The organism is uncultured Merdimonas sp. (assembly GCF_963929015.1).
Taxonomy (GTDB): domain Bacteria; phylum Bacillota; class Clostridia; order Lachnospirales; family Lachnospiraceae; genus Merdimonas.
On sequence record NZ_CAWVHE010000019.1, the window covers coordinates 1 to 20999 of the forward strand.

At 52.8% G+C, this 20999-nt stretch carries 25 protein-coding genes, 1 tRNA gene and 1 pseudogene; 5 read left to right on the forward strand and 22 right to left on the reverse strand.

Translation table 11 applies throughout. The annotated features are described in order from the left end of the window. Window positions 1-124 precede the first annotated feature (124 nt). Window positions 125-1054, forward strand: coding sequence for an AraC family transcriptional regulator (locus ABGT54_RS12280; RefSeq protein ID WP_346664338.1), 930 nt, complete (start codon window positions 125-127; stop codon window positions 1052-1054). 3 nt (window positions 1055-1057) lie between these two features. Here ABGT54_RS12280 and nagB read toward each other — a convergent pair. Then, window positions 1058-1794 (reverse strand): annotated as a pseudogene (gene nagB / locus ABGT54_RS12285) (glucosamine-6-phosphate deaminase). A 15-nt stretch (window positions 1795-1809) separates the two neighbouring features. After that, on the reverse strand, window positions 1810-2436 hold the full coding sequence (locus ABGT54_RS12290; protein ID WP_346664339.1) for a carbohydrate-binding family 9-like protein: 627 nt from the start codon (window positions 2434-2436) through the stop codon (window positions 1810-1812). A gap of 226 nt (window positions 2437-2662) precedes the next feature. On the opposite strand from ABGT54_RS12290, the gene ABGT54_RS12295 reads away from it, so the two are divergent. Continuing rightward, window positions 2663-4012: an MATE family efflux transporter gene (locus ABGT54_RS12295; RefSeq protein WP_346664340.1), complete on the forward strand. Its 1350-nt coding sequence runs from the start codon at window positions 2663-2665 to the stop codon at window positions 4010-4012. Window positions 4013-4095: 83 nt separating this feature from the next. Here the strand turns inward: ABGT54_RS12295 and ABGT54_RS12300 are convergent, their stop codons facing one another. From ABGT54_RS12300 to ABGT54_RS12350, 11 genes are all read right to left on the reverse strand, one after another. After that, complete coding sequence (locus ABGT54_RS12300) at window positions 4096-4221, reverse strand: PDDEXK nuclease domain-containing protein (RefSeq protein WP_346664341.1); 126 nt, start codon at window positions 4219-4221, stop codon at window positions 4096-4098. 364 nt (window positions 4222-4585) lie between these two features. Then, a complete protein-coding gene (locus ABGT54_RS12305) occupies window positions 4586-4987 on the reverse strand; it encodes a putative toxin-antitoxin system toxin component, PIN family (RefSeq protein ID WP_346664342.1) in 402 nt (133 codons plus the stop codon). Then, a complete protein-coding gene (locus ABGT54_RS12310) occupies window positions 4984-5259 on the reverse strand; it encodes an AbrB/MazE/SpoVT family DNA-binding domain-containing protein (RefSeq protein WP_346664343.1) in 276 nt (91 codons plus the stop codon). The genes ABGT54_RS12305 and ABGT54_RS12310 overlap by 4 nt, the downstream gene beginning before the upstream one ends. A 326-nt stretch (window positions 5260-5585) precedes the next feature. Then, window positions 5586-5852, reverse strand: coding sequence for a 30S ribosomal protein S18 (gene rpsR, locus ABGT54_RS12315; RefSeq protein ID WP_204908875.1), 267 nt, complete (start codon window positions 5850-5852; stop codon window positions 5586-5588). A gap of 15 nt (window positions 5853-5867) precedes the next feature. Next, entirely contained in the window at window positions 5868-6323 is a 456-nt protein-coding gene (locus tag ABGT54_RS12320) for a single-stranded DNA-binding protein (protein WP_346664344.1), read from the reverse strand. Window positions 6324-6343: 20 nt separating this feature from the next. Beyond that, complete coding sequence (rpsF, locus tag ABGT54_RS12325; RefSeq protein WP_346664345.1) at window positions 6344-6631, reverse strand: 30S ribosomal protein S6; 288 nt, start codon at window positions 6629-6631, stop codon at window positions 6344-6346. Window positions 6632-6760: 129 nt separating this feature from the next. Beyond that, a complete protein-coding gene (locus ABGT54_RS12330; RefSeq protein WP_346664430.1) occupies window positions 6761-6976 on the reverse strand; it encodes a DUF951 domain-containing protein in 216 nt (71 codons plus the stop codon). Then, the gene (gene srtB, locus ABGT54_RS12335) at window positions 6976-7797 is read right to left on the reverse strand and encodes a class B sortase (RefSeq protein WP_346664346.1); all 822 of its coding nucleotides are present in this window, start codon (window positions 7795-7797) and stop codon (window positions 6976-6978) included. The genes ABGT54_RS12330 and srtB overlap by 1 nt, the downstream gene beginning before the upstream one ends. A gap of 33 nt (window positions 7798-7830) precedes the next feature. Next, window positions 7831-8010 carry a hypothetical protein gene (locus ABGT54_RS12340; protein WP_346664347.1) on the reverse strand — a complete coding sequence of 60 codons (180 nt, stop codon included), beginning with the start codon at window positions 8008-8010 and terminating at the stop codon, window positions 7831-7833. Beyond that, window positions 7958-8914, reverse strand: coding sequence for an L-serine ammonia-lyase, iron-sulfur-dependent, subunit alpha (locus tag ABGT54_RS12345; protein ID WP_346664348.1), 957 nt, complete (start codon window positions 8912-8914; stop codon window positions 7958-7960). Before ABGT54_RS12345 ends, ABGT54_RS12340 begins: the two co-directional genes overlap by 53 nt. Next, window positions 8901-9140, reverse strand: coding sequence for a hypothetical protein (locus ABGT54_RS12350; RefSeq protein WP_346664349.1), 240 nt, complete (start codon window positions 9138-9140; stop codon window positions 8901-8903). The genes ABGT54_RS12345 and ABGT54_RS12350 overlap by 14 nt, the downstream gene beginning before the upstream one ends. A gap of 211 nt (window positions 9141-9351) precedes the next feature. On the opposite strand from ABGT54_RS12350, the gene ABGT54_RS12355 reads away from it, so the two are divergent. Both ABGT54_RS12355 and bilS read left to right on the forward strand, forming a co-directional pair. After that, complete coding sequence (locus ABGT54_RS12355; protein WP_346664350.1) at window positions 9352-9747, forward strand: hypothetical protein; 396 nt, start codon at window positions 9352-9354, stop codon at window positions 9745-9747. A 33-nt stretch (window positions 9748-9780) separates the two neighbouring features. Continuing rightward, a complete protein-coding gene (gene bilS, locus ABGT54_RS12360; protein ID WP_346664351.1) occupies window positions 9781-10293 on the forward strand; it encodes a flavodoxin family protein BilS in 513 nt (170 codons plus the stop codon). Between the two features lie 167 nt (window positions 10294-10460). On the opposite strand, the gene ABGT54_RS12365 is transcribed toward bilS, so the two are convergent. From ABGT54_RS12365 to ABGT54_RS12375, 3 genes are read right to left on the reverse strand one after another with little or no spacing between them, the layout of a single operon-like run. Next, window positions 10461-10799: a hypothetical protein gene (locus tag ABGT54_RS12365; RefSeq protein ID WP_346664352.1), complete on the reverse strand. Its 339-nt coding sequence runs from the start codon at window positions 10797-10799 to the stop codon at window positions 10461-10463. A gap of 21 nt (window positions 10800-10820) precedes the next feature. Further along, the gene (locus ABGT54_RS12370) at window positions 10821-11111 is read right to left on the reverse strand and encodes a hypothetical protein (RefSeq protein ID WP_346664353.1); all 291 of its coding nucleotides are present in this window, start codon (window positions 11109-11111) and stop codon (window positions 10821-10823) included. Between the two features lie 5 nt (window positions 11112-11116). Then, window positions 11117-11458, reverse strand: a complete 342-nt coding sequence (locus ABGT54_RS12375) for a hypothetical protein (RefSeq protein ID WP_346664354.1) — start codon at window positions 11456-11458, stop codon at window positions 11117-11119. A gap of 365 nt (window positions 11459-11823) precedes the next feature. Between ABGT54_RS12375 and ABGT54_RS12380 the strand changes: the two genes are divergently transcribed. Next, on the forward strand, window positions 11824-13104 hold the full coding sequence (locus ABGT54_RS12380; RefSeq protein WP_346664355.1) for an MFS transporter: 1281 nt from the start codon (window positions 11824-11826) through the stop codon (window positions 13102-13104). Here ABGT54_RS12380 and ABGT54_RS12385 read toward each other — a convergent pair. The 6 genes from ABGT54_RS12385 to ABGT54_RS12410 all read right to left on the reverse strand — a co-directional run bounded on the left by ABGT54_RS12385 (window position 13058) and on the right by ABGT54_RS12410 (window position 20842). Beyond that, window positions 13058-14911 (reverse strand): hypothetical protein, encoded by a 1854-nt coding sequence (locus ABGT54_RS12385; RefSeq protein WP_346664356.1) that lies wholly within the window; start codon window positions 14909-14911, stop codon window positions 13058-13060. The genes ABGT54_RS12380 and ABGT54_RS12385 overlap by 47 nt on opposite strands. A gap of 93 nt (window positions 14912-15004) precedes the next feature. After that, a complete protein-coding gene (locus tag ABGT54_RS12390) occupies window positions 15005-17029 on the reverse strand; it encodes a glycosyltransferase (RefSeq protein WP_346664357.1) in 2025 nt (674 codons plus the stop codon). After that, complete coding sequence (locus ABGT54_RS12395; RefSeq protein ID WP_346664358.1) at window positions 16984-17799, reverse strand: glycosyltransferase family 2 protein; 816 nt, start codon at window positions 17797-17799, stop codon at window positions 16984-16986. The genes ABGT54_RS12390 and ABGT54_RS12395 overlap by 46 nt, the downstream gene beginning before the upstream one ends. 6 nt (window positions 17800-17805) lie before the next feature. Further along, the gene (locus tag ABGT54_RS12400; protein ID WP_346664359.1) at window positions 17806-19596 is read right to left on the reverse strand and encodes a GGDEF domain-containing protein; all 1791 of its coding nucleotides are present in this window, start codon (window positions 19594-19596) and stop codon (window positions 17806-17808) included. Continuing rightward, the gene (locus tag ABGT54_RS12405) at window positions 19593-20543 is read right to left on the reverse strand and encodes an EAL domain-containing protein (protein ID WP_346664360.1); all 951 of its coding nucleotides are present in this window, start codon (window positions 20541-20543) and stop codon (window positions 19593-19595) included. The genes ABGT54_RS12400 and ABGT54_RS12405 overlap by 4 nt, the downstream gene beginning before the upstream one ends. Window positions 20544-20770: 227 nt before the next feature. Beyond that, window positions 20771-20842, reverse strand: a tRNA-Cys gene (locus tag ABGT54_RS12410). Window positions 20843-20999 lie beyond the last annotated feature (157 nt).

Consider the following 20999-nt stretch of genomic DNA (forward strand, 5'->3'; position numbering starts at 1 on the left):
ACACTAGATCGCGTGTTTGATTTCCTGCAAATAATAAGGTATGATATTTCTAACAGCAAGAACCGGGCCCGGAAAACCGGCGCCTCGTCGATATTATATACCAAAAATAAAAAGGAGGTCTCCTGTGAGTTACAACGGCATCCACCTGGAAAATTCCATTTCCATTGATAAAATTTTCAGCATCCATTATTTTGAATATATGAACGACTTTTCTTTTGAAGGGGAATCCCATGATTTCTGGGAATTTATCTTTGTAGACAAAGGAGAGGTGGAAGTGACGGCAGGCGCGGACACCCTGCTGCTCAAAAAGGGAGATCTTCTCTTCCATCAGCCCAACGAATTCCACGCGGTGCGGGCGGACGGCAAGACCGCGCCCAACCTGATGGTGGCTTCTTTTTGCTGTGTGGATGAGGCAGCCATGGATTTTTTCCGGCGCAGGCAGCGTTTTCAGATCGACAAAGAGGGCCACAGTCTGCTGGCGTCCATCATCGCCGAAGCCCGCTGGTGCTTTGACTGCCGCCTGGACGACCCCTATCTCCAGAATATGCCCCTGAAAACGCCGGACCTGTTCGGCGCGCCCCAGATGATCCGGCTCAACCTGGAACATTTCCTGATCCATCTCATCCGGCGTGCAGACAGCCAGACAGCCGCCCGGAAGGAAACCTTCCCGGAGCCGTTAAAAAGCACAAAAGAAAAAAATGACATGGAAACACTCCGGCGGATCATCGAGTATCTGGAAGCCCGCCTGAACGGGCATGTGACCATCGAAGAGATCTGCCGTGACAACATCATCGGCCGCTCCCAGCTCCAGAAACTTTTCAAAGAGCGGTGCGGCCTTGGCATCATTGAATATTTTTCTCATATGAAAATCAATGCAGCCAAGGAAATGATCCGGACGGGCCGGATGAATTTCACCCAGATCTCCGAACACCTTGGCTACACGTCGATTCATTATTTTTCCCGGCAGTTTAAGAAAACCACCGGTATGACCCCCTCGGAGTACGCCTCGTCGATCAAGGCCATGGCCGAAGGACATTTTGAAGAGGATCGGTAGATCCTATACAGGAGATTTGGACAGCGCGGCCTCGTCTGCCACTACTGTTACATCCGGGTGCATCTGCAGGATGGACGCCGGTACCTGCGGAGTAACCGGGCCGAAGAACGCTTTTGCCACAGTCTCTGCCTTGTCTTCTCCGCTGACAACCACCAGGATCTTCTTTGCACGCATGATCGTGCCGATGCCCATGGTATATGCCTGGCGCGGCACATCGTCTGCGGAAGCGAAGAAGCGCTTGTTGGCCTCGATGGTGCGCTCCTGCAGATCTACGCAGTGGGTATCTTTCTCAAACACATCCGCCGGCTCGTTGAAACCGATATGTCCGTTATGGCCAAGGCCGAGAAGCTGCAGATCCACGCCGCCCAGAGACTGGATCAGCGCCTCGTAGCGCGCGCACTCCGCCTCGCTGTCTTCTTTGGTGCCATCCGGAAGGTTGGTGCTTGCCGGATCAATATTCACCTTGTCAAACAGGTTCTCGTGCATAAAATAGTAATAGCTCTGGTCATTTTCTCTTGGCAGTCCCTTATATTCGTCCAGGTTCACAGTGGACTTGTGACTTTGGAGAAATCCAGGTCGCCCTTTTCGTATTTCTCTACCAGACGGCTGTAGGTACCGATGGGCGTAGATCCCGTGGCAAGTCCCAGCACGCACTCCGGCTTTAACACCACCTGAGCGGCGATGATATTTGCCGCCTTCTGGCTCATTTCCTCGTAATCTTTTGCTTTGTAAATTCTCATGTTGACAGTTCCCTCCTATTGTTCTCTCTTCACAAGCTTTGCGGATGCAAAAAACTCCGGCAGATGGAAGCTTGGGATCTCGGACAGCACCGGGGAATAAGACGCATAATGCTCATTGGACGCCGTCTCGCATATTTTATAAAAGTTGCAGCGGAACTTACTTCCCTCTTCCAGGTGGATCGGGCCGTAAACACTCTCCAGGATCCTCTGGGGAATCTTCAGCGTAAAACTCCAGCGGTCTTCTTCGATGCAGGCCCGGCAGCCGACCTCCTCCAGATCCTCTTTGGAAAAATAAGACCGGTAGATGCGGGACGTCCCGTAGCCCGCCAGCAGCGCGCCGTTGGCATTCACCTCGAAGTTCATGTAGATGGGGGATGCCTCCCTTTCCCTGGCAGACTCAAACTGCAGAAAAGCTTCCATCGCACTGTCCTGATAGACCGGATCCTGATCCGCTATGTAAGTCCGCAGAGGATCCTTCTCCACGCACACCATCTTCAGATAAAACCCTTCCCCAGGCACATAGCCCAGGTACCCGAACGTCTCCGGGATCTTCTTTGTCCCCCACAGAAGATTCTCAATCCGAAAAGGCTTCGTCCCCTCCAGTTCGTCTCTGCTTCTAAGGATTTCCACTTCCACAAGCATTTCCTCTCTTTCATTTCAATTGCATTCTTGTGTTAATTAGTACCAAAAAGCAATTTCAAATACAAGAGCAAACAATTTGGGACGTAGACCTTTTGCAAAGGTCTACGTCCCAAACTGCATTTCAGGGTGTACCAAAATGAATTTCAGGGTGTACCCGGTTGTGTTTTGTGCCTGATTCGATTATAATGGCATACGGATTATTGACACGATGAAACGAGGGATACACATGATTGCAGATGCTAAAGAGAAGGATATGACATCGGGCCCTTCTGGCCGACAGATTTTTTTCTTTGCCCTTCCGCTGATGCTGGGCAATATTTTTCAGCAGGCCTACACGCTTGTGGATACGGCTGTGGTGGGCCAGGTGGTGGGCGTAAACGCCCTTGCGGCCCTTGGTTCTTCCGACTGGTTTAACTGGATGAGTCTTGGCGTATGTTCCGGGCTTACCCAGGGCTTCTCCATCCTGATCGCCCAGCAGTACGGCGCCAAAAATGCCAGGGAAATGAAGCGGTCTCTGGCAGTGTCTCTGGCGCTCTCTCTGGCGGCGGCGGTGGTTCTTGCAGCTTTGTTCCTGCTGCTCTCAAGACCGGTACTAACCTGGATGGGAACCAGGGAGGAGATCATTGGCGACGCTCTGGTCTATGTGCGGATCATGTTTGCGGGCATCCCCATTGTTATGATCTACAACTGGCTATCCAGCGTGCTGCGCGCTGTGGGCGACGGTAAAACGCCTCTGCTGGCCATGGGCATTGCCTCCATTGTAAATATTGTGCTGGATATTATCTTTGTGGCCGGCTTCGGGCTTGGCATCCCCGGCGCGGCCGCGGCCACGCTGATCGCCCAGGTGTGTTCCTGCCTGTTCTGCGCCCGCCACATCCGGAAAACACCCATCCTGCATTTCTCCAGGCAGGATTTTCAGCCGGACAAAGCCCTGGTGGGCAGACTTTTCCGGCTGGGGGCTCCGGTGGCTCTTCAAAATACCATTATCAGCATTGGCGGCATGATCCTTCAGTCCATTGTCAACAGCTTTGGCGTGATCTTTGTGGCCGGCTTTACCGCTGCAAACAAACTGTACGGCCTGCTGGAGATCGCAGCCATTTCCTTTGGCTTTTCTGTCTCCACATACACCGGACAGAACCTGGGCGCCGGCGAGTATAAAAGAATCCGCACCGGCGTGCGGGAGGGCGCCGTTATGGCTGTCCTCACCTCCCTTGTGATCAGCGCCTGTATGTTCCTCTCCGGAAATACCCTGGTCGGCCTGTTTGTAGACGGCGGCAACCCGGACGCCGCGCAGGTGATTACCTATGGCCGCCACTTTCTCCGCGTCATGGCGTCCTTCCTCTTCATCCTCTATGGACTGCACATTTACCGCTCCGCCCTGCAGGGCATGGGAAATACTTACATCCCCCTGCTCTCCGGCGCAGTGGAACTGGTGATGCGTATCTCAGCCGCGCTGATCCTGCCTCATTTTATCGGGGAATACGGGATTTACGCCGCAGAAGTCCTGGCCTGGACCGGGGCGCTGACGCTTCTCTATCTGTCGTACCGGAGCGCAGTCCGGAAACTGCCGGCGTAGGCGGCCGCGACAATACATTTTTTCAAACCAAAAACGCCCTGACAGATATCTGGTTTTACAAATCTGTCAGGGTATTTCTGATTTCACAGCTGGTAATCATAGACACTATCGCCAAGCGGCTGACTACTAGATTCCAGTGCATATTGCGCCTCCACCTTATCCATATCTTTACACACCAGAAGTCCAACCGTCGGCCTGTCCTCGTCCATTTTAATCTGTTATTTCTATTTCACGGGTAGCAATCTTGCTGGGAACTCTGCCTTCTCATACCTGCATATATCCGGCTTGTGATTGAAATCCCCGCAATAATCCAAACGACCGATCAGATCATCCAACTGGACCCTGAGTTCATTGAGACAATATTTCTATCGCCTGTCTCCTTTGAACCTCAAAAAAGCCCATCGCAATAGCACAAAATGAAAGCTGTGAACGATATTTTTATTCTACTCCCTTTTCATATTTCTTGATCTTTCTCATCAAACCTCAATGCATCAACTTCCCTAATTAAATACCACAGATGTAAACACAGCGGACCAAGAGCATTTCACTCTCAGTCCGCCGTCTTTATGTCCGTCAGATATTCAAAAATTCTGCCGGCGTCATAATCATCGGATTTTTCACGCCGGACTCTAAGAAATCCTTATCACCGGTCAGCAGAACATCTGCTTTCGCTTCAATGGCTGCCCTCAAAATGGGACGGTCATCGACATCTCTGATTTGTGTTTCGGTCATAACTTCCTCTACCGGAACTGGAATCAATTCCAGAGTAAGCAGTGCAACGGAAAGAAATTTGTCCAGCGCTGCAATCCGGTTCGGAAATTTCTTGTTAAATATCCGCTTCATTTCGTCCACATTCTGCTCGCAGATCAGGCCGTGATTCGGATAAGAGGCTGCTTTTACATATGCCTGATAAGGTGTGCCGTTTGCACTCAACGCGGCAGAAATGAGGACATTGGTATCAATCAAAACTCTCATACTTTCTTATCCTCATTTCTCAATTCCCCGACAAGCGCCATAACATCATCTTCCGAGGTCAAACCGGTACGTTCCGCTTCACCGGCCATTTCCTGCTGGAGCACCTGCATAGCATACACAGCAGAATTAACAATGCGGACAGTATTTCCCTCAACGATAAAAGTAACCCGGTCACCATTTGACACGCCTAACACCTCGCGAACATCCTTCGGAATTGTGACTTGCCCTTTTGCCATTACTTTGGCGTTGTCCACAAACGCATTTATTGACATGATTTTGCACCACCTTTCTGAAACATGGAAAGTAGGGATTTTCCTACTTCTATTATACGCAGAACAATTAAAAAAATCAACGGAACTGTTGAATTTTATACTTTTCGAAATTCCTGTTCTTCTTTTATTTTGCTTTACTCCATTCTTCTTCGTTATTCTTTATACCACGCTTATTCCATACACCAATTTTTACACCATCTCCTTAAGAAATTCCAAGCTCTTTTAAGAACCTGCAAGACTTTCCCGGATACAGAAAAAAGCCTCTAAACACCGGATTCCCGGTACTTAAAGGCTTTTCTTCATTCACTCATATCTGACTAGATCAATTAGTCCTGAACGTACGGCATCAGGGCGATGTGACGAGCTCTCTTGATTGCTACAGTCAGCGCTCTCTGATGTTTTGCACAGTTTCCTGTGATTCTTCTGGGCAGGATCTTACCTCTCTCAGAGATGTACTTTCTTAACTTTGCTACATCCTTGTAATCGATCTCGTTGTTTTCCTTACCACAGAATACACATACTTTTTTTCTTCTGCGTCCGCCCGGTCTCTTTCTGAAACCGCCTTCCGGACGAGCTGCTTTATCGTAAGCCATGATTGCTTCTCCTTTCTAATTAAATGGTAATTCCTCATCAATTCCATCTGGAATGTTCATGAAGCCGTCTCCTGCGTCCGCTGCCGGAGCCGGAGCCGGTGAGGGGGCCGCTGCGCGGAAACCGCCCGAGTTAGCGTCGCTTGCCGCTTTACTCTCTGCGAACTCCTGATCTTCTACCACAACGTCTGTTGTGTAGACCTTCTGTCCATCCCGGTTGGTATAGCTTCCTGTCTGAATCCGTCCGGTCACAACAACCTTCAATCCCTGATGAAAATATTTCTCAGCAAACTCTGCGCTTCTTCCGAACGCCACGCATCCGATGAAGTCTGCAGTCTGCTCTCCGTCGCCTCCGCGGCGGAACCGGCGGTCAACTGCAAGCGTATATCTTGCCACCGCTGTCGGGTTGTCACCCTGGGAATAACGGATCTCCGGGTCTCTTGTTAAGCGTCCCATCAAAATTACTTTATTCATATCTTACCTCTACTTCCTGGTTATGCATCCTGTCTAACGCATAAGTATCTGATTACGTTGTCCATGATACGGATTCTCTGTTCAATCTCGCCTGGAACTGTAGCATCAGCCTCGAAGTGGATGAAATAGTAGTATGCTTCTCTCATCTTCTGAATCTCGTAAGCCAGTCTCTTCTTACCCCATTCATCAACGTCAGAGATCTGGCCGCCGAAACGCTCTACTAAAGCTTTCACTTTTTCGATGACCTGTGCTCTTTCGTCATCTTCGATCTTTGCACTGACAACAACCGCTAATTCGTATTTGTTCATCGTCATCTGCACCTCCTTCTGGTCTTTTGGCCCCCGCTTTTTCATCCGGGAGCAAGGATTACCGCCGGACAGACTCCGGCAGAATTCATGTATCACGGTTTAACATGATAACACACTTCCGCGCCTGTTTCAAGCCTTTTCCTGCAAATCTTCTGCTTTTTTCTTCAAATCTTTTGTATTTTTTTCCACAATCCTGCGGGCGATCATAATCTGATGACCGCAGCCCGTACATTTCAGGCGAAAGTCCGCTCCCACCCGGAGGATCTCCCACTCTTTACTCCCACAGGGATGCGGCTTTTTCAGGGTCACCACATCTCCAACTTCATAAACATAATTTTTCTTCATCACTGGTTCAGATTCACCTCTTTTTCCTTAACTCCCCGCACCACAAACCGGTGCTCGTCACTGGCGCTGGTACAGGTGGACAGCGTTACGATCGTGTCCGCCGTTGTGAGCTGTACGCCGGTGTCATACAGTGACACTTCCTTTGTCATATTTAAGAAATTCTGGTACTCCTCGTCCGACGCAAACGCGGTCAGGTATGTATCTGATGTGTCCTCCACCTGTCCGGCAGAATAAATGTGATACGCAATCTCCCTGCCATCCGGCGTGTAAATGTAAAAATACGGGTTGCTCTCCCAGAACGCCTTCTCTTCATAATCCTGCAGATAGCGGAACATGGAGCCATCCTTCATCCGGTGTCCGTAAATGATGGAATTGCGGTCGGAAAAGTCCGGACTGTTCCCCGCATTCAGGAAAATCGCTCCCAATGTATTTTCATTGGCAGAAAAAGTCTGGTGTAAATATTTATCGTTATCCGCGCCCTGAACGATGGGATAATTGATCACGGAGGGCTCCGGTGAAAACCGGATCCACCCGATGGTATCCGGATTGATGGCCTTAAGCTTGTCAAAATCCACCCGGAAACCAGTTCCTTCCGGGGCTTCCTCCTGCCCGTCCTCCTCAACGCTGTCGATAGCCAGCTCCCGGATTTTTTCATATTCATTTCTGCCGTCCAGATAGCCCTTGCCGATCCGGATCAGCTGATACGCCGACACCGCAAACACAGCCAGCGCCAGAAGAAGGATCAGATTCAGAAAAAGATTGCTTTTCCTGCCGCTCTTTTTCTTTTTATGTCTGCCTCTGTGATATTTTTTCTCTGTCATAAATATTATTCCTGTTTTTGTTTTCTGATGTTTTTACTGATTTTTACGTTCCATGATCTCCACGATGGTCTTCTCCGTGCCGGTCATGCCGGGGGATGCGATCATGCCCATGTATTTCATGGTATCTTCCGGCGTCCGGCCATTGATCCCGTGGATGGCCTCAATGCTGATCCCTGCCAGCGAAAGATCCACCGCGCGAAATGCCGCGTCCACCGCCACAATTCCTTTTCATGGCGCATCCGTGGTTGCCGCCATCGCAGATCATGCCGGTCAGGCCGCTTGCCATATTCCAGATCACCCGGGAAATAGCCGCTTCATCGGCGCCCCTCATCCAGGCAAGACCGCAGGCCATGCCTGTCCCCGCCGCGATGCCGCAGCCGCAAAATGCCGACAGTTTTCCGGAATACTCCTTAATATACATGGTGATCAGATAGCTAAGAGCCGTAGCCCGGATCCAGGACTCTTCCGCCAGTCCTTTCACCTGCCCCCAGGCATAAATGGGCATGGTGGCGATGATCCCGTGGGCGCCGCTGCCGGTAATGCTCATGGCCGGCCGGCTAAGCCCCAGCACCCTCGCCTCGATGGCGCCGCTGCACAATAGCTGTGCCGTCTTCAGTGGATCCCCGGAGATCAGCTCGCCGCCATTTTCCTCCAGAAGTTTTGCGGCGATCACAGCCCTCCCCGAATCCAATCCTTCCCGCAAAAGTTCCAGGTTCATGGGAAATGCTTCCCTGATAAATTCGATTTCATTCACAGGAACCGTCTCTATGTAATGAAGGATCTGCTTAAGCGTATACCGGTGGATCACCGGCCCCTGCAAAGTCTCCCCGTCCTCTGGCAGCCGGGCCGCGGAATCCTTTTCCTCTGACTTCTCTTCCCTGCGCCAGATGACCTGTCCGTTTTTCTCTATTTCCACAATATTTGTATGGCTTCCCCGGATCCGCACGGTGCAGGTATCCTCTGCCGTCGTCACCGTAGCGTCGATAGTGATCTCAGAGCCCACATGATCCATAACCACCTCGACCATGCCTGCTTCCACCATCCGGGCAGCCTCTTCGTCATCTTCCGGCCGGACCGCATCCAGAGATTCCAGCCCTTTTTCCTCATTCGCAGCCACGGCTCCAAGCGCCCGCCGCGTAGAGATTGCCAAACCTGGCAGAATTCGGGATCCCGCAGGTAAACGCATTTTTATACATGCCCGAATTCAGCGCCACCTTTACACGGATGATCTCTCCTTCGGTATATTTTTTCGCGCTGGCCACAGCAAAGGCAATGGCTCCCGGCTCTGTCACACCCAGCGCAGGCTTCATATCCTCCCAGATCAGTCTGGTCAGTTCTTCCATGGTTCTTCCGCCTTTCTTCTATCATCCCCGCAAATGTTTTTCCGCAAAGGTCTCTCCCCATTATAACACGGGGACCAGGCCCTGCACAGAAAACTTTATATAATTTTTATCCGCAGTTTATTGACTTTCTTATGGTATGTTTTATCATGGAAAATAAGCGGCGGGCGGGCGATCATCCCGCCCGGCAGTTATCATGAGGAGTGTGACAATCTTGAAAGAAAAATTTTTACGCTTTATGTACGGAAGATACGGCATTGATTCCCTTGGAAAATTCCTGGTAATCGCCGGCATCATCGCCATGCTGATCTCCGGATGGACAGACAGCCTGACCCTGGTAACCTTATCCTGGGCGCTGATCATCTACGCTTACTTTCGGGTATTTTCCAGGAACATTTACAAACGCTCTTCCGAGAACCAGTGGTATCTCAACAAAACCTACAAGCTGCGTACATTTCTACTAAAGCAGAAAAACCTGATGCAGCAACGCAAGACCCACCACATTTACAAATGCCCGGTCTGCAAACAAAAAATCCGTATTCCCCGCGGAAAAGGACGTATAGAAATCCGCTGTCCCAGATGCAGCGCCACCTTCATCAAGAAAAGTTAATTTATGAAACAGAAACAGAAAGGATGTTTTCATATGTTAGATTATCTGGTTTTATATCAAAGCGAAACCGGCAACACCAAGAAAATCGCAGCCGCCATCTTCTCCCGGCTCCCCGGCAATTCCAAAGATCTCATCGACCTGGACGCCGCAAAAGAGATCCCCGAAGCCCGAACCTATTTCATCGGATTCTGTGTACACCGGGGCTCCTGCAGCATGGCTGTCAGCGATGTCTTAAGCAGTCTCAGCGGCAAAAACATCGCTCTCTTCGCCACCTGCGGAATGGGAAATTCCCCGGATTATTACCAGGCCATCGAAAAAAACGTAAGCGCCTGGATTGAAAACGACAATCAATACCTGGGCGCATTCATCTGCCAGGGAAAAATGCCAAGAAAAGTACGCCAGAAATACGAGGCCATGCGGACAGAAGAAAACGCCGCGCAGATGGACATGTTCATCCGCAACTTCGACGAAGCCCTGACGCACCCGGACAGCCTGGACGAAGAACACGCGAAAGTATTTGTGAACAAACTGTTAATGGGGACGTAGACCTTTTGCAAAGGTCTACGTCCCCATTTGCGTTTTGCCCTGTACCAAATTGAATTTCAGGGTGTACCCTGTATAGAAAAAAGGGACAGAACTTTCTCGTTCTGCCCCTCTTCTATCCTTACTTTTTGCCGGATTACTTCACGGCCACAGCTCTATTGACAGTATCGTCAGACCGCCCGGTCTCCAATCATTCTGCGGATCGTCTCTTCCTCTTCCTCCAGAGCCTCCGCAATCTCTGATGGCGACAGGCCTTTCGCCAGCTTCTTTTCAATCTGTAATCGTAAAAGCTGCTCTTTTCCCTGCTCAAGGCCCTGTTCAAGTCCACGCTCCAGCCCTCGCTCCAGCCCTTTTTGTATGCCTAATTCTTCTACATAATCACTTAGATTGCACATCTGGTTCAACTCCTCTCCCATCTCTTCGTTTTTCGTCGGTATCGCAAACTCTTCTTCCAATTGACGGATCTTATTTTGAGCTTTTATTTTTGGCGACAGCAGTACTCCCAACATCCTTGTCAATGGATTTCCTTTTTACGATTCTGCGTTCAGACAGATCATCACTACTGTCAGTTTATCATACGTCCGCTTTTCGTCCGGTATCCCGGGAAGCGGATCTTCTTTTGTGATCCTGTACGTTGAAATTGCATTTCCGATATAGTCCGGCGCATTCATGCAGATCCAGATACTGTACACCTTGCAGATCCTGTCGTAATCACTGCCGGTAAACTCTGTCCCTTTCTGGGCCGAGATCATCCGCGCCCCATAAAAGACTCCTCTTGTAGTAAGGGAATATCCGGGATAAAATGCTTTCTGCGCTTCCACATTGATCAGCAGCCTGATCCGTTCCTTCCGGGTTTTGAGATAAGCAGAAAACCGGATGTCATAGTAAATCTCACCCTCACCCGGACTGCATCCTCCTGCACTTCTCCTCTGATCTTTTCCCTTTCACGCCAATTGGTCACGCCAGGCATCACTCCAACTTCAGACACCTCTATGTCCGGACCGATACAGGATTTGATCTCATCCACAGACAGATCCGAGAACTCTTCTGTCACATACTTTAAGATCCATGCCAGGATTCTTTTGTTGGCAAGCACCCGTTTGACGCTGTTGTCGTACTGGATCTTGCCTTTCGCCAGAGAAAGATCTCTGGCCAGCTCGTTCTTCATAGGCTTCTTCCTTTCTTCATTATAACGAAATTGTCTTTGGGTTACAAGCAGTTGATTTTTGCCTCTGAAGACGAGGCACAGGAACTACCAGATTCTCTGACGGATTTCAGATACGGCGAATTGCCTGCCGTCTTAGATAGGATAAATCTAGCATGAAACCAGCCGAAAGACAAGAATATTTTTCCTCCCGCAGCAATTTGGGACGTAGACCTTTTGCAAAGGTCTACGTCCCAAATTGCAATTCACGGTGTACCTAATTGAATTTTGCCCTGTACCCGAAAATGTTCTTGCTGTTTTTTTCTTTTGGCGGTATTCTGTTTTGTGACATGATTTTGACATGGATTTGTGCTTTGGAGGATGACAGGATGTTTCATTTGTTATTGGGAATTATTTATCTGGCTTTTATTAGTCTTGGGCTTCCGGATTCGCTGCTGGGATCGGCCTGGCCGGCGATGTATCCGGAGTTTGGGGTTCCGGTGTCTTATGCCGGAATTGTTTCTATGATTATTTCCTGTGGAACGATTTTTTCGAGTCTGCAGAGTGATCGGCTGACGAAGCGTTTTGGCCCCGGATGGGTGACTGCTGTCAGTGTGTTGTTGACTGCGGTGGCGTTGTTTGGCTTCTCGGCCAGCCCTTCGTTTCTGGCGCTGTGCCTGTGGGCGGTTCCTTATGGGCTGGGCGCCGGCAGTGTGGATGCTTCTCTTAATAATTATGTGGCTCTTCACTACGCAAGCCGCCACATGAGCTGGCTGCACTGTATGTGGGGCGTTGGTGCTTCGGCCGGACCTTATATTATGGGATATGCGCTGACCGGCGGGCAGAGCTGGGGCAGCGGATACCGGTATATCGCTTTTTTACAGGTCGCTCTGACTGCGGTTCTTTTTATCAGTCTGCCCCTCTGGACAAAGGCTGCAAGGATGGCTCCTGCTGCCTGTACAACCGGCAGCGCCAACAATGGCGCTGACAATAGCGCTGACAATAGCGCCCACGGTAGCGCCGGCGGTGACGACCACTGCAACGCCGGCTACCGCGCGCTCTCTCTTCCGGATATTTTCCGTATTCCGGGAGCAAAGGAAGTAATCGTTACGTTTTTCTGCTACTGCGCGCTGGAGCAGACCGCAGGGCTGTGGGCCAGCAGTTATCTGGTGCTGCGCCGGGGGCTGTCCACGGAGGAGGCCGCCGGATTTGCCAGTCTCTTTTATGTAGGGATCACGGCAGGCCGGGCCCTTAGTGGATTCCTGACCCTTCGCTTCAGCGACACCCGGATGATCCGTCTGGGACAGTGGGGCATCGCAGCCGGCATTTTGTGTATGCTCCTGCCGCTTGGCACAGAAGCGCCTCTTCTGGGCCTGATCCTGGCCGGTCTTGGCTGCGCCCCCATTTACCCGTCCATCATCCACTCCACACCGGCTCATTTTGGCGCGGACAGATCACAGGCCATGATCGGCGTGCAGATGGCCTCCGCCTATGTGGGCAGCTGCCTGATGCCGCCAGTGTTCGGATACCTGGCCAATCACATCAGCGCCGCCCTTCTGCCGTTTTATCTGCTGGCGATCCTGGCGCTTATGATCGGAATGCACGAAAAAATGCTAAGAAAACTTAGAGTGCGTTTCCCTGCGCGTCCGCGGGCGGAAGCCGGATTATAACGATCCCTTCCCCTGTCTCTTCCCCGGCCTCTTCCCCGAATCCTTCCGCGGCCTCTTTCTTCATTGCTTCCAGCTTCGCTTTCCAGGCGGTTTCATTCCGGATGTCCATCGCCTCCACCTGCTCCGCCCACAAGAAATACCGAAAGACATAGCACACTTCTCCATCTGACACCTGCCCCTCTTCATCAGAAGCCAGCACCAGATACTGTCTGGGGTCTGGCTTTCCGTCTTTTGGCCAGGCGTCTCCCGCCAGCGCCGCCGCCCGCCCCGGCAGAGAATCCGGGTATTCCTCCCGGATCGCCAGCAGCCCGTTGAACTCAGAATACAGAAAATTGATCCCCAGAAGAAAGGTGACAAGAACCGCAGACTGATACCGGCGCTTGGCTGCGGGCGAGGAGTAGGCCCGGTACGGCCCTCTCTCGTCAATGTCTACTGCGAAGGAACCCTCGATTTCTTTTTCCCCGCACAAAATCAGCATTCCTGCAAAGAGCGTCATCCCGCTGCAGGCGTACCTGGAAAATCCCGCCAGTCGCACGGCCTCTTCTTCTGGCATGGCGTAAAGATACAGATACAGGAGGCCGCCGTAATAGACCGCCAGCAACAGGATCCCCAGGAAATATACCTGCAGAAGGTTCCAGCTTTTCTTTCGTACTCTGAAATATAAGGCCGCCGGAACCACCAGCGCGGTGCACAGCACAAAAGTCTGAAATGCCCTATCCTGCGGATCGACGGCTGCTTCCAGGAAGCTGCGCCCAATCTGCCGGCGCAGCGTTTCCTCCGGCAAATCTCCCTGGGGCGTCGTTTCTTTCCCGAGGGAAGCAGTGATCTGAAATTTTCCCTCAAACCCGGCAAGATCTGTCCGCACATGATCCTGCCACAGAAGAAATGGAGACGCCCCGCCGATCACCATGGTTGCCGCCGCTGCTGCCAGCCAGGATCTGCGGGCCACTTTCCCTCCCGGATCCCGGCCGCCGGAACCATGTTTTGTATTCCGGAGCATCCGCCAGATCCCGCAGATCCCGGCTGCCCCGGCAAAAAAGATCCCGGTTCCTTTTACAATCCCGGTAAATCCAAGCAACAGGATCTGTACAGCAAAGAGTCGGACATTTTCCCGCTCCCGGCAGGAATATGCGATAGAAGCAAGGGCCAGCAGAGGAAGCAGGAAGTCTACCAGCAGGTTGTTGATGCGGATGGTAAGATTCAGATACGAGAGCATGGCGCATCCCATTCCCAGAAAGGAATAAAGCAAAAATCTGCGTCGTTCTTCTACAATCCCGAATAAGGCGAAAAAGCAGGCCAGAAGCACGCTGTTCTGAGCCAGCAGCATCATCCCCTGGGAATGGCCCAAATATCGGCAGATATAGAAAATAAATACGCTGGTCCCCGGTGGATAATCCCGAAAGGGGATCAGGCTCGTATCCGCCCCCGGCAGCTCCCCGGTCAGAAGCAGGTCTTTTACCACCAGCGCCCAGTGAGAAAAGTTATCGTAATGGGTCAGCGACATCTGCAGCGTAAGGAATGCAAATCCCGCCATTCCGGCAGCCATGCACCATTCTTCCGGCCTAAGCGGCCGGAACCGGACGTTTTGGCCAAAAAGCTGCCTTACAAAATATCCGGCTCCCGCAAGCCCTGCCACCAGCAGAAGATCTGCAAAGAAGGAAAGTTTCCCGACCAGAGCTCCCACAAAAAGCACAAGACTGATCCCTGCCATGCCGGTCACCGGCACAAACCAGAACGGGATCCGGCAGATCCTGTATAAGAAGTAAAAGCATCCCCACAGAGAACACACCAAGCCTGTTCCCGCCATCTTTCATCCCTCCTGTCTTGCAGCTTTCCTGACCAGGCTTTTTACCGGCTTCCTGCCTGCACTTTCTGGCCCCGGCTTTTCGCCCCCGGCTATTTACCGGCTTCCTGTCCGCACTTTCCTGCGCGCCCGCACATTGTCCCGGATCTCATCGTAAATGGTCATCCACGGATCCAGTTCTCTTGGCAGAGAGTGGGCCCGGTCGTGAATGATCTGCAGCCAGTTGCGATAACTGGTTTCATCGACCGCCTCCACGGTTGCCGTAAGTTTCTCCTTCCCCGCATAGACCAGAGTCGCGCGCAACTCTGCCCGGTAGTGTCCGGTGGTCACCGTGACTGTGAACCTCTCGCCTTTTTCCGGCGCGGCTTCTCCCGGCGATGGCGCGGCTTCTCCCGGCGATGGCGCGGCTTCTCCCGGCAACGGCGCGGCTTCTCCCGATGGAGCAGCCGCATTAAGGCGCAGGGCGATCCCCTCCTCGGACACGTCTTCTGTCACTGCTTCCAGCGTCCGGTCAGCAAACCGGATCCCGGCCGGTTCTTCTGCCGCAATCCGGTCAGAGATCCGTCTGGATTCCCGTCCCATCATGAAAAATGCAGCATACAAAAGCAGGGTCAGATTGTAACCCAGCCAGTAGAGGATCACGCTGCTGTATACAAGTGCCATGCCATATTTCCCGCGGGCAAAACGGATCAGAGCCGCCACAGTCAGCAGGAGCAGGAAGCCGTGCGGGATCAGCCAGCGGAAGGAAGCCGTATTTTCCCGCCGCTTCTTTTTCTCGGTCACCTGAAACTGCCGCCTGTGGATCCCCAGGGATTCCAGCAGCACCGGCGCAGCCAGATATGGCGCCAGGATCGTATCGATGATGTGGCTCCACCTGGCATTTCGGATGTTGGTGCTTAAGTACCCCATGGCCAGCCGGGACAGAAGGTGGGATGGCAGCCAGAAACATAAGAGCTCCCAAAACCCGCACTCCACCAGTTGTACGTCGAACAGGGCGAACAAAACCGGCGCCAGCAGAAAGATCAGCCGGCACAGAAAAGACCACCAGTACAGCCAGGCATTGAGGTAAGAGATCCGGGCTGCCAGGGAGAGCTTCCTGGTGAAAATGGCGTTGGTATTCTGAATGCTCTGGATCACGCCTCTGGCCCAGCGGATCCGCTGCAGGATCATACTCTCCACCGTGGTTGTGGAAAGACCCGCGGCCAGCACTTCGCCAGTCGCATAGGTGCGGTACCCTGCCTTCTGAAGTCTTAGGCTGGTCTCAAAATCCTCTGTCACCGTCCCGTAGGGAAATCCGCCAATCTCTTCTAACGCCGCGCGCAGGAGAATGGTATTGCTGCCGGTATAAGCCGCGGTATTGGTGGCATTTCTTAACAGATTGATCTCCCGGGAAAAGAAATCCTGCTCATTGGGGATCCCTTTCTCCGCGTACAGATTGAATTGGAACAGATCCTGGTTGTAAAAGCTCTGGGGCGTCTGCAAGAGTCCCAGCTTCTGGTCCGGTACAAGGAAATAAGGCACGGTCCGCAAAAGAAAGGTCCGGCGGGGGATCATGTCTGCGTCAAAGGTTGCGATCAAAGGCGAGGTCGTCTGTTTGAGCGCATGGTTATAGTTGCCGGATTTTGCCCGGGTATTTTCCTTCATGCCGATATACCCGGCTCCCAGATGTTCCGCCATCTTTTTTACGCTGTCCCTGCCGCCGTCGTCGCAGACGTACAGGTGGACTTTGGCCGGATCGGGATATTCCAGAAATGTACAGGCATTGACGGTCTTGTATAAAAGTTCCGGCGGTTCGTTGTGGGTGGCGATCAATACGTCCACATCCGGATATGCTTCTGGCCGGATGTTCTCCGGAAACGGAAGTTCCCGGACGTCTGCCCGCATTCTGCTGATCATCAGTTCCATGGTTCCGAATGTGGTTACGGCCTCGGCCAGGACAAGGGCCACGCCCCCGGCGGCGGACGCCGGCCCTTCCTGCCAGGGCAGGGTGAAAAAGATCCTCCAGAAGAGATAGACGCCCGAGGCTGTGATGGAGGCAAGAAATACGATGTTTCTTTTTTTCTTTTCTCCAAAAGTCATCGCTTCTTCTCCTCGTTTCTTTTTCTGCTTCTTCCGGAACATTTCCGGCATCTCCGGGACCTCCGGGCGCAGACAGCCAGCACCTGCAGGCTGTCCCTTACCGGGTGGAAATGGGATCCTGCATTTGCATTGATATATATCGTAGAAATGTTCCGGCTCCGCACCGGGACGCCTTCTCTTACACAGGCAATAAGGACCTCCATCTCGTAGGCGTAGCCTTCTCCCGGCGTCCGGAGCATAAGGGGAAGAAGGCTATTGTCAAAGGCGCGCAGGCCGGTCTGCGTATCCGGGAGCCAGATCCCGGCCGCGTGATAAAAGATCCGGGATATGATCCGGTTGCCCAGCCGGGATCTTAGGGGCGTCTGTCTGCCGGTAAAGTCCCGCGCGCCAAGGATAAGGCTGCCGGGATATTTTTCTGCCGCATTTAGAAGATTTACGCCGTCTGCAACCAGATGCTGACCGTCACAGTCCATACAGAGGATCCGCGTCCGCTTACGGGGTAATGAGCCGTCCGGTTCTTCCACCTCCAGGATCTGTTTTTGCAAAAAGGCAAAGGCTGTCTTAAGGGCCCTTCCTTTTCCCCGGTTCTTTCTGTGGCGCAGCACCTGGCAGCCCGGCAGATCCTCTGCCCGGTCAAAGGCCATCCGATACTGCGGGCCAGAGCCGTCGTCCACCAGAAGCATCTGGCAGGGGGTCGCCCGGATGACTGCCCGGATCCTTTCCGGCAGGTCCGGCTCCGGACGAAATGCCGGTATGATCACGCAGACCGGTTCCTTTTCTTTTTCTTTGGATCTTACAGTGGTCGGATCCATGGTTCTTCACCTTCCTTCTCCGTTCAGGATCCGGCTTCTCGGACAGTCTGCCCGACAGCCGATACATTCCCGCCTCATGCAGCGGATCTTTTTTTCGTTGAGATAGAGGCGCCCCTTTCCCTGATATTTGGCGATATAGAGCGCAGTGTCCGCGCAGGCGTACAGTTCTTCATAATCCCGGACGGATCCGTCTGCCAGCACCGCTCCCGCGCTGACGCAGAGCCGGTATTTCTTACTGCTTTCCGGAAAGGACGCACGAAGCTTCCCGGAAAGAGTCCGGAATTTCTCTTCCAGTGTTCCTGCAGACACCGGGCTTTGTATCAACGCCACAAATTCATCCCCGCCCAGACGGCCGATCACATCCTCTCTTCGGAAGGTTTCCCTTAAACACCGGGCGAACCCGGCCAGCAGCCGGTCGCCTGCCGGATGGCCTTCCCTGTCGTTGACCTGTTTGAAATTATCCAGGTCGAACAGTAAAAGCGCGCCTCTTTTTTCTTTTTGCTCCAGAAATGCTTTTGCCCTGCGCTGAAAGCCTTTTCGGTTGTACAATCCGGTCAGGCTGTCATATTCCGCCTCATTTCTGGCTGCACTTAATTCTCCCTGGATCTTGTGCATTCCTTCGGCTTTTGCCACATAGTCCTGTTCCAGCCTAAGGATTGTTTCCACCAGAGGCCTTAACTCCGGGATCTCGCTGTCGTCTTCCGGGAGGATCCGCTCTCCTTTCAGGACGCGGCAGATGCCCTCCTGGATCTGCAGGAAATGGTCGAAGAGATATTTCCGGACAAAAAAGCGTATCATCAGAATGGTCAGGATGCTGATGAGCACCGCAGAGGCCAGGCTAAGCACCAGTGTGGCGCCTGCATTTTCTGCGATCTGATCCATGGCTGTGAACGCAGCCAGGTACATATCCTGCCGCTCTCTGACCACCACGCTTTGCCAGGTGCCGTTGATCTTGAGCACCACCGGCTTTCCTTTCGGGAGGCCGGACATAAATTCCACCATTTCCTTTCCTTCCCTGACCCCTTCGATCTTTATTTCCTGCCGGTTGTTTTCGGTAATCCCTATGATCAGGCCTCTTGCTTTGCCTGCCGCCAGGATGCTGGTGCTGTAGTCTGTGGTGGCTTTTTTTAACGTCTCCCGAACTCTCTGTGCGCCGCTGGTCAGGGGAAGTCGCTCCAGATCTTCATCCACCCGCACGCCGGTAAACCGCCGGTCTTTTGCAGGCGCCACCGCATACAGGTAGTCCGGCCGGTCCCAGAAGTCCGGGGTGTCCACACGCACTATGGCTCCGCCTGCTTCTGCATTTCCCGTGGCTTCTGCGTTTTCTGTGGTTTCTACGTTTTCCGTGGCTTCTGCGTTTTCCGTGGCTTCTGCGTTTTCCGTGATTTGTGCGGCCAGGAGTTCTTCCATGACTTGCGGGTCTTCTCTGGTTCCCTGCAGACGGTCCTCGGTGGTAAGTATCACCTTCCCTTTGGCGTCGATCAGTGAGACAGCCCCTGTGTTCATCAGCCCGCGAAGGCTCTCAAGGGCTGCAAGGTCTGGAAGCTCCGGCTCGTTTGCAAGCAGGAGGGCTGCCTCTTTTGCATGACTTGTGCAGGCCTGGCAGCGGCGGTCCATTTCTTCTTCGTATTCCCCGGCAGCGTCTTCCAGGTGGCCGTCCACAGCCTGCAGAAGCTGGTAGAGATATTCTCCGTTTTCTTCTCTCTCCCTGTGGTAGAGACTAACTGCGAAGATCAGGACGAATAAGGCGGCGGAGCTTAGATATACCAGCGTCAGCCTCTGGTATAATCTCCTCATTTCCTGACCTCCGGGAGATGCCTGTCTTCCTGGCGGTATCTAAGATACCGGGCCTTGCGAAGGGGCCGGGCGTAGTAGTATCCCTGGGCCAGGCGACACCCCGCTTCCAGGAGGAATCCGATCTGCCGCCGGCGCTCGACGCCTTCTGCCACGACTTCCATACCAAGTTCCTTTGCCATGGAAATGGTGGATCTTAGAATGGTCTCGCTCTTGGCGTCGCCGATCCGGTTGACAAAGTACCGGTCCAGCTTCAGAATATCAAAGGGAATCTGACAGAGCATTTTCAGGGTTGAGCTGCCCATCCCGTAATCGTCCATGGCGATCCGGAAGCCCTCGTCCTGCAGCTTTCGGGCAAATTGTCGGATCTCCTGGTCCTCTTCTTTTTCTCTGGCCGTTTCCGTCAGCTCAAATAAGAGTTCGTTTCGGTCAAATAAGAGTTCGTTTCGGTCGGCGGCGTCTTCTCCCAGAAAGTCCGGACAGAGGGAGCCGGCATATTCTTCGGCGCAGCGCATTTCCCCGCGGCCGGCGTGGAGCCTTGACAGGTTGACGGACACCGGGCCGAAGGGAATGCCGCTTCTCTTTGCCTCTTTTGCATCTTTGCAGACCAGCCGCAGGACTTCCTGATCCACCGCCGGCATCAGCCCCCGCCGCTCCAATGCCGGAAGAAACGATGCCGGCAGGAGCAGGCCCCGCCGGGGATGCCGCCAGCGCACCAGCGCTTCCGCGCCGAAGATAGCCCCTGTCCGCATGTCCACCTGTGGCTGGTACCACACCTCAAATTCTTCCCTGGCGATGGCGGCGGTCAGCTCCGCCTCACTCTGCCCCTGCAGACCGGCGCGGCCCTGCACCCCGCCGCTGTCCCGCAGATCGCCGCTCCCCTGCACCCCGCTGCTGTCGGAGGTCCGGCCGTCAAAATCATACTCCACATCCTTCTGGCTTCGCTGCATACCATTCCCACTCCTTCTCCGGATCTTTTCAGAAATAGCGTTCCAGAAAAAGACGGGAGTTATACATGACAAATAGAAAAAGAAGGTTGGGGACAGGGTAAATGACGATTTGGGACAGGGTAAATGTCAATTTGGGACGTAGACCTTTGCAAAAGGTCTACGTCCCAAATTGGCAAGACAATGTAAAAAACACAAAAAAAAGCCCTTGATTTTCAAGGGCTTTGAAGAGGCGCAGACCGGATTTGAACCGGTGAATCGAGGTGTTGCAGACCTGTGCCTTACCACTTGGCTACTGCGCCGTTCTGCTGTCCGTAAGATTTCTCTTACCGGGCAACTCCACTTGTGTATTATAACAAATACACTTCTTTGCGTCAAGCGTTCCGCCCCGATTCTCAGATTTTTCTTATGTTCTCCCTGGAACTGTTCTCCCTGGAATGTAACTCCACAAAGCATTTG

Excerpts from the sequence above, each read along its gene's own strand:
- ABGT54_RS12290 (WP_346664339.1), bottom strand. The coding sequence starts at position 2,436 with ATGCTTGTGGAAGTGGAAATCCTTAGAAGCAGAGACGAACTGGAGGGG.
- ABGT54_RS12295 (WP_346664340.1), top strand. The coding sequence starts at position 2,663 with ATGATTGCAGATGCTAAAGAGAAGGATATGACATCGGGCCCTTCTGGC.
- ABGT54_RS12300 (WP_346664341.1), bottom strand. The coding sequence starts at position 4,221 with ATGGACGAGGACAGGCCGACGGTTGGACTTCTGGTGTGTAAAGATATG.
- ABGT54_RS12305 (WP_346664342.1), bottom strand. The coding sequence starts at position 4,987 with ATGAGAGTTTTGATTGATACCAATGTCCTCATTTCTGCCGCGTTGAGT.
- ABGT54_RS12310 (WP_346664343.1), bottom strand. The coding sequence starts at position 5,259 with ATGTCAATAAATGCGTTTGTGGACAACGCCAAAGTAATGGCAAAAGGG.
- rpsR (WP_204908875.1), bottom strand. The coding sequence starts at position 5,852 with ATGGCTTACGATAAAGCAGCTCGTCCGGAAGGCGGTTTCAGAAAGAGA.
- ABGT54_RS12320 (WP_346664344.1), bottom strand. The coding sequence starts at position 6,323 with ATGAATAAAGTAATTTTGATGGGACGCTTAACAAGAGACCCGGAGATC.
- rpsF (WP_346664345.1), bottom strand. The coding sequence starts at position 6,631 with ATGAACAAATACGAATTAGCGGTTGTTGTCAGTGCAAAGATCGAAGAT.
- ABGT54_RS12330 (WP_346664430.1), bottom strand. The coding sequence starts at position 6,976 with ATGAAGAAAAATTATGTTTATGAAGTTGGAGATGTGGTGACCCTGAAA.
- srtB (WP_346664346.1), bottom strand. The coding sequence starts at position 7,797 with ATGACAGAGAAAAAATATCACAGAGGCAGACATAAAAAGAAAAAGAGC.
- ABGT54_RS12350 (WP_346664349.1), bottom strand. The coding sequence starts at position 9,140 with ATGGAAGAACTGACCAGACTGATCTGGGAGGATATGAAGCCTGCGCTG.
- bilS (WP_346664351.1), top strand. The coding sequence starts at position 9,781 with ATGTTAGATTATCTGGTTTTATATCAAAGCGAAACCGGCAACACCAAG.
- ABGT54_RS12365 (WP_346664352.1), bottom strand. The coding sequence starts at position 10,799 with ATGTTGGGAGTACTGCTGTCGCCAAAAATAAAAGCTCAAAATAAGATC.
- ABGT54_RS12375 (WP_346664354.1), bottom strand. The coding sequence starts at position 11,458 with ATGAAGAACGAGCTGGCCAGAGATCTTTCTCTGGCGAAAGGCAAGATC.
- ABGT54_RS12380 (WP_346664355.1), top strand. The coding sequence starts at position 11,824 with ATGTTTCATTTGTTATTGGGAATTATTTATCTGGCTTTTATTAGTCTT.
- ABGT54_RS12385 (WP_346664356.1), bottom strand. The coding sequence starts at position 14,911 with ATGGCGGGAACAGGCTTGGTGTGTTCTCTGTGGGGATGCTTTTACTTC.
- ABGT54_RS12390 (WP_346664357.1), bottom strand. The coding sequence starts at position 17,029 with ATGTTCCGGAAGAAGCAGAAAAAGAAACGAGGAGAAGAAGCGATGACT.
- ABGT54_RS12395 (WP_346664358.1), bottom strand. The coding sequence starts at position 17,799 with ATGGATCCGACCACTGTAAGATCCAAAGAAAAAGAAAAGGAACCGGTC.
- ABGT54_RS12400 (WP_346664359.1), bottom strand. The coding sequence starts at position 19,596 with ATGAGGAGATTATACCAGAGGCTGACGCTGGTATATCTAAGCTCCGCC.
- ABGT54_RS12405 (WP_346664360.1), bottom strand. The coding sequence starts at position 20,543 with ATGCAGCGAAGCCAGAAGGATGTGGAGTATGATTTTGACGGCCGGACC.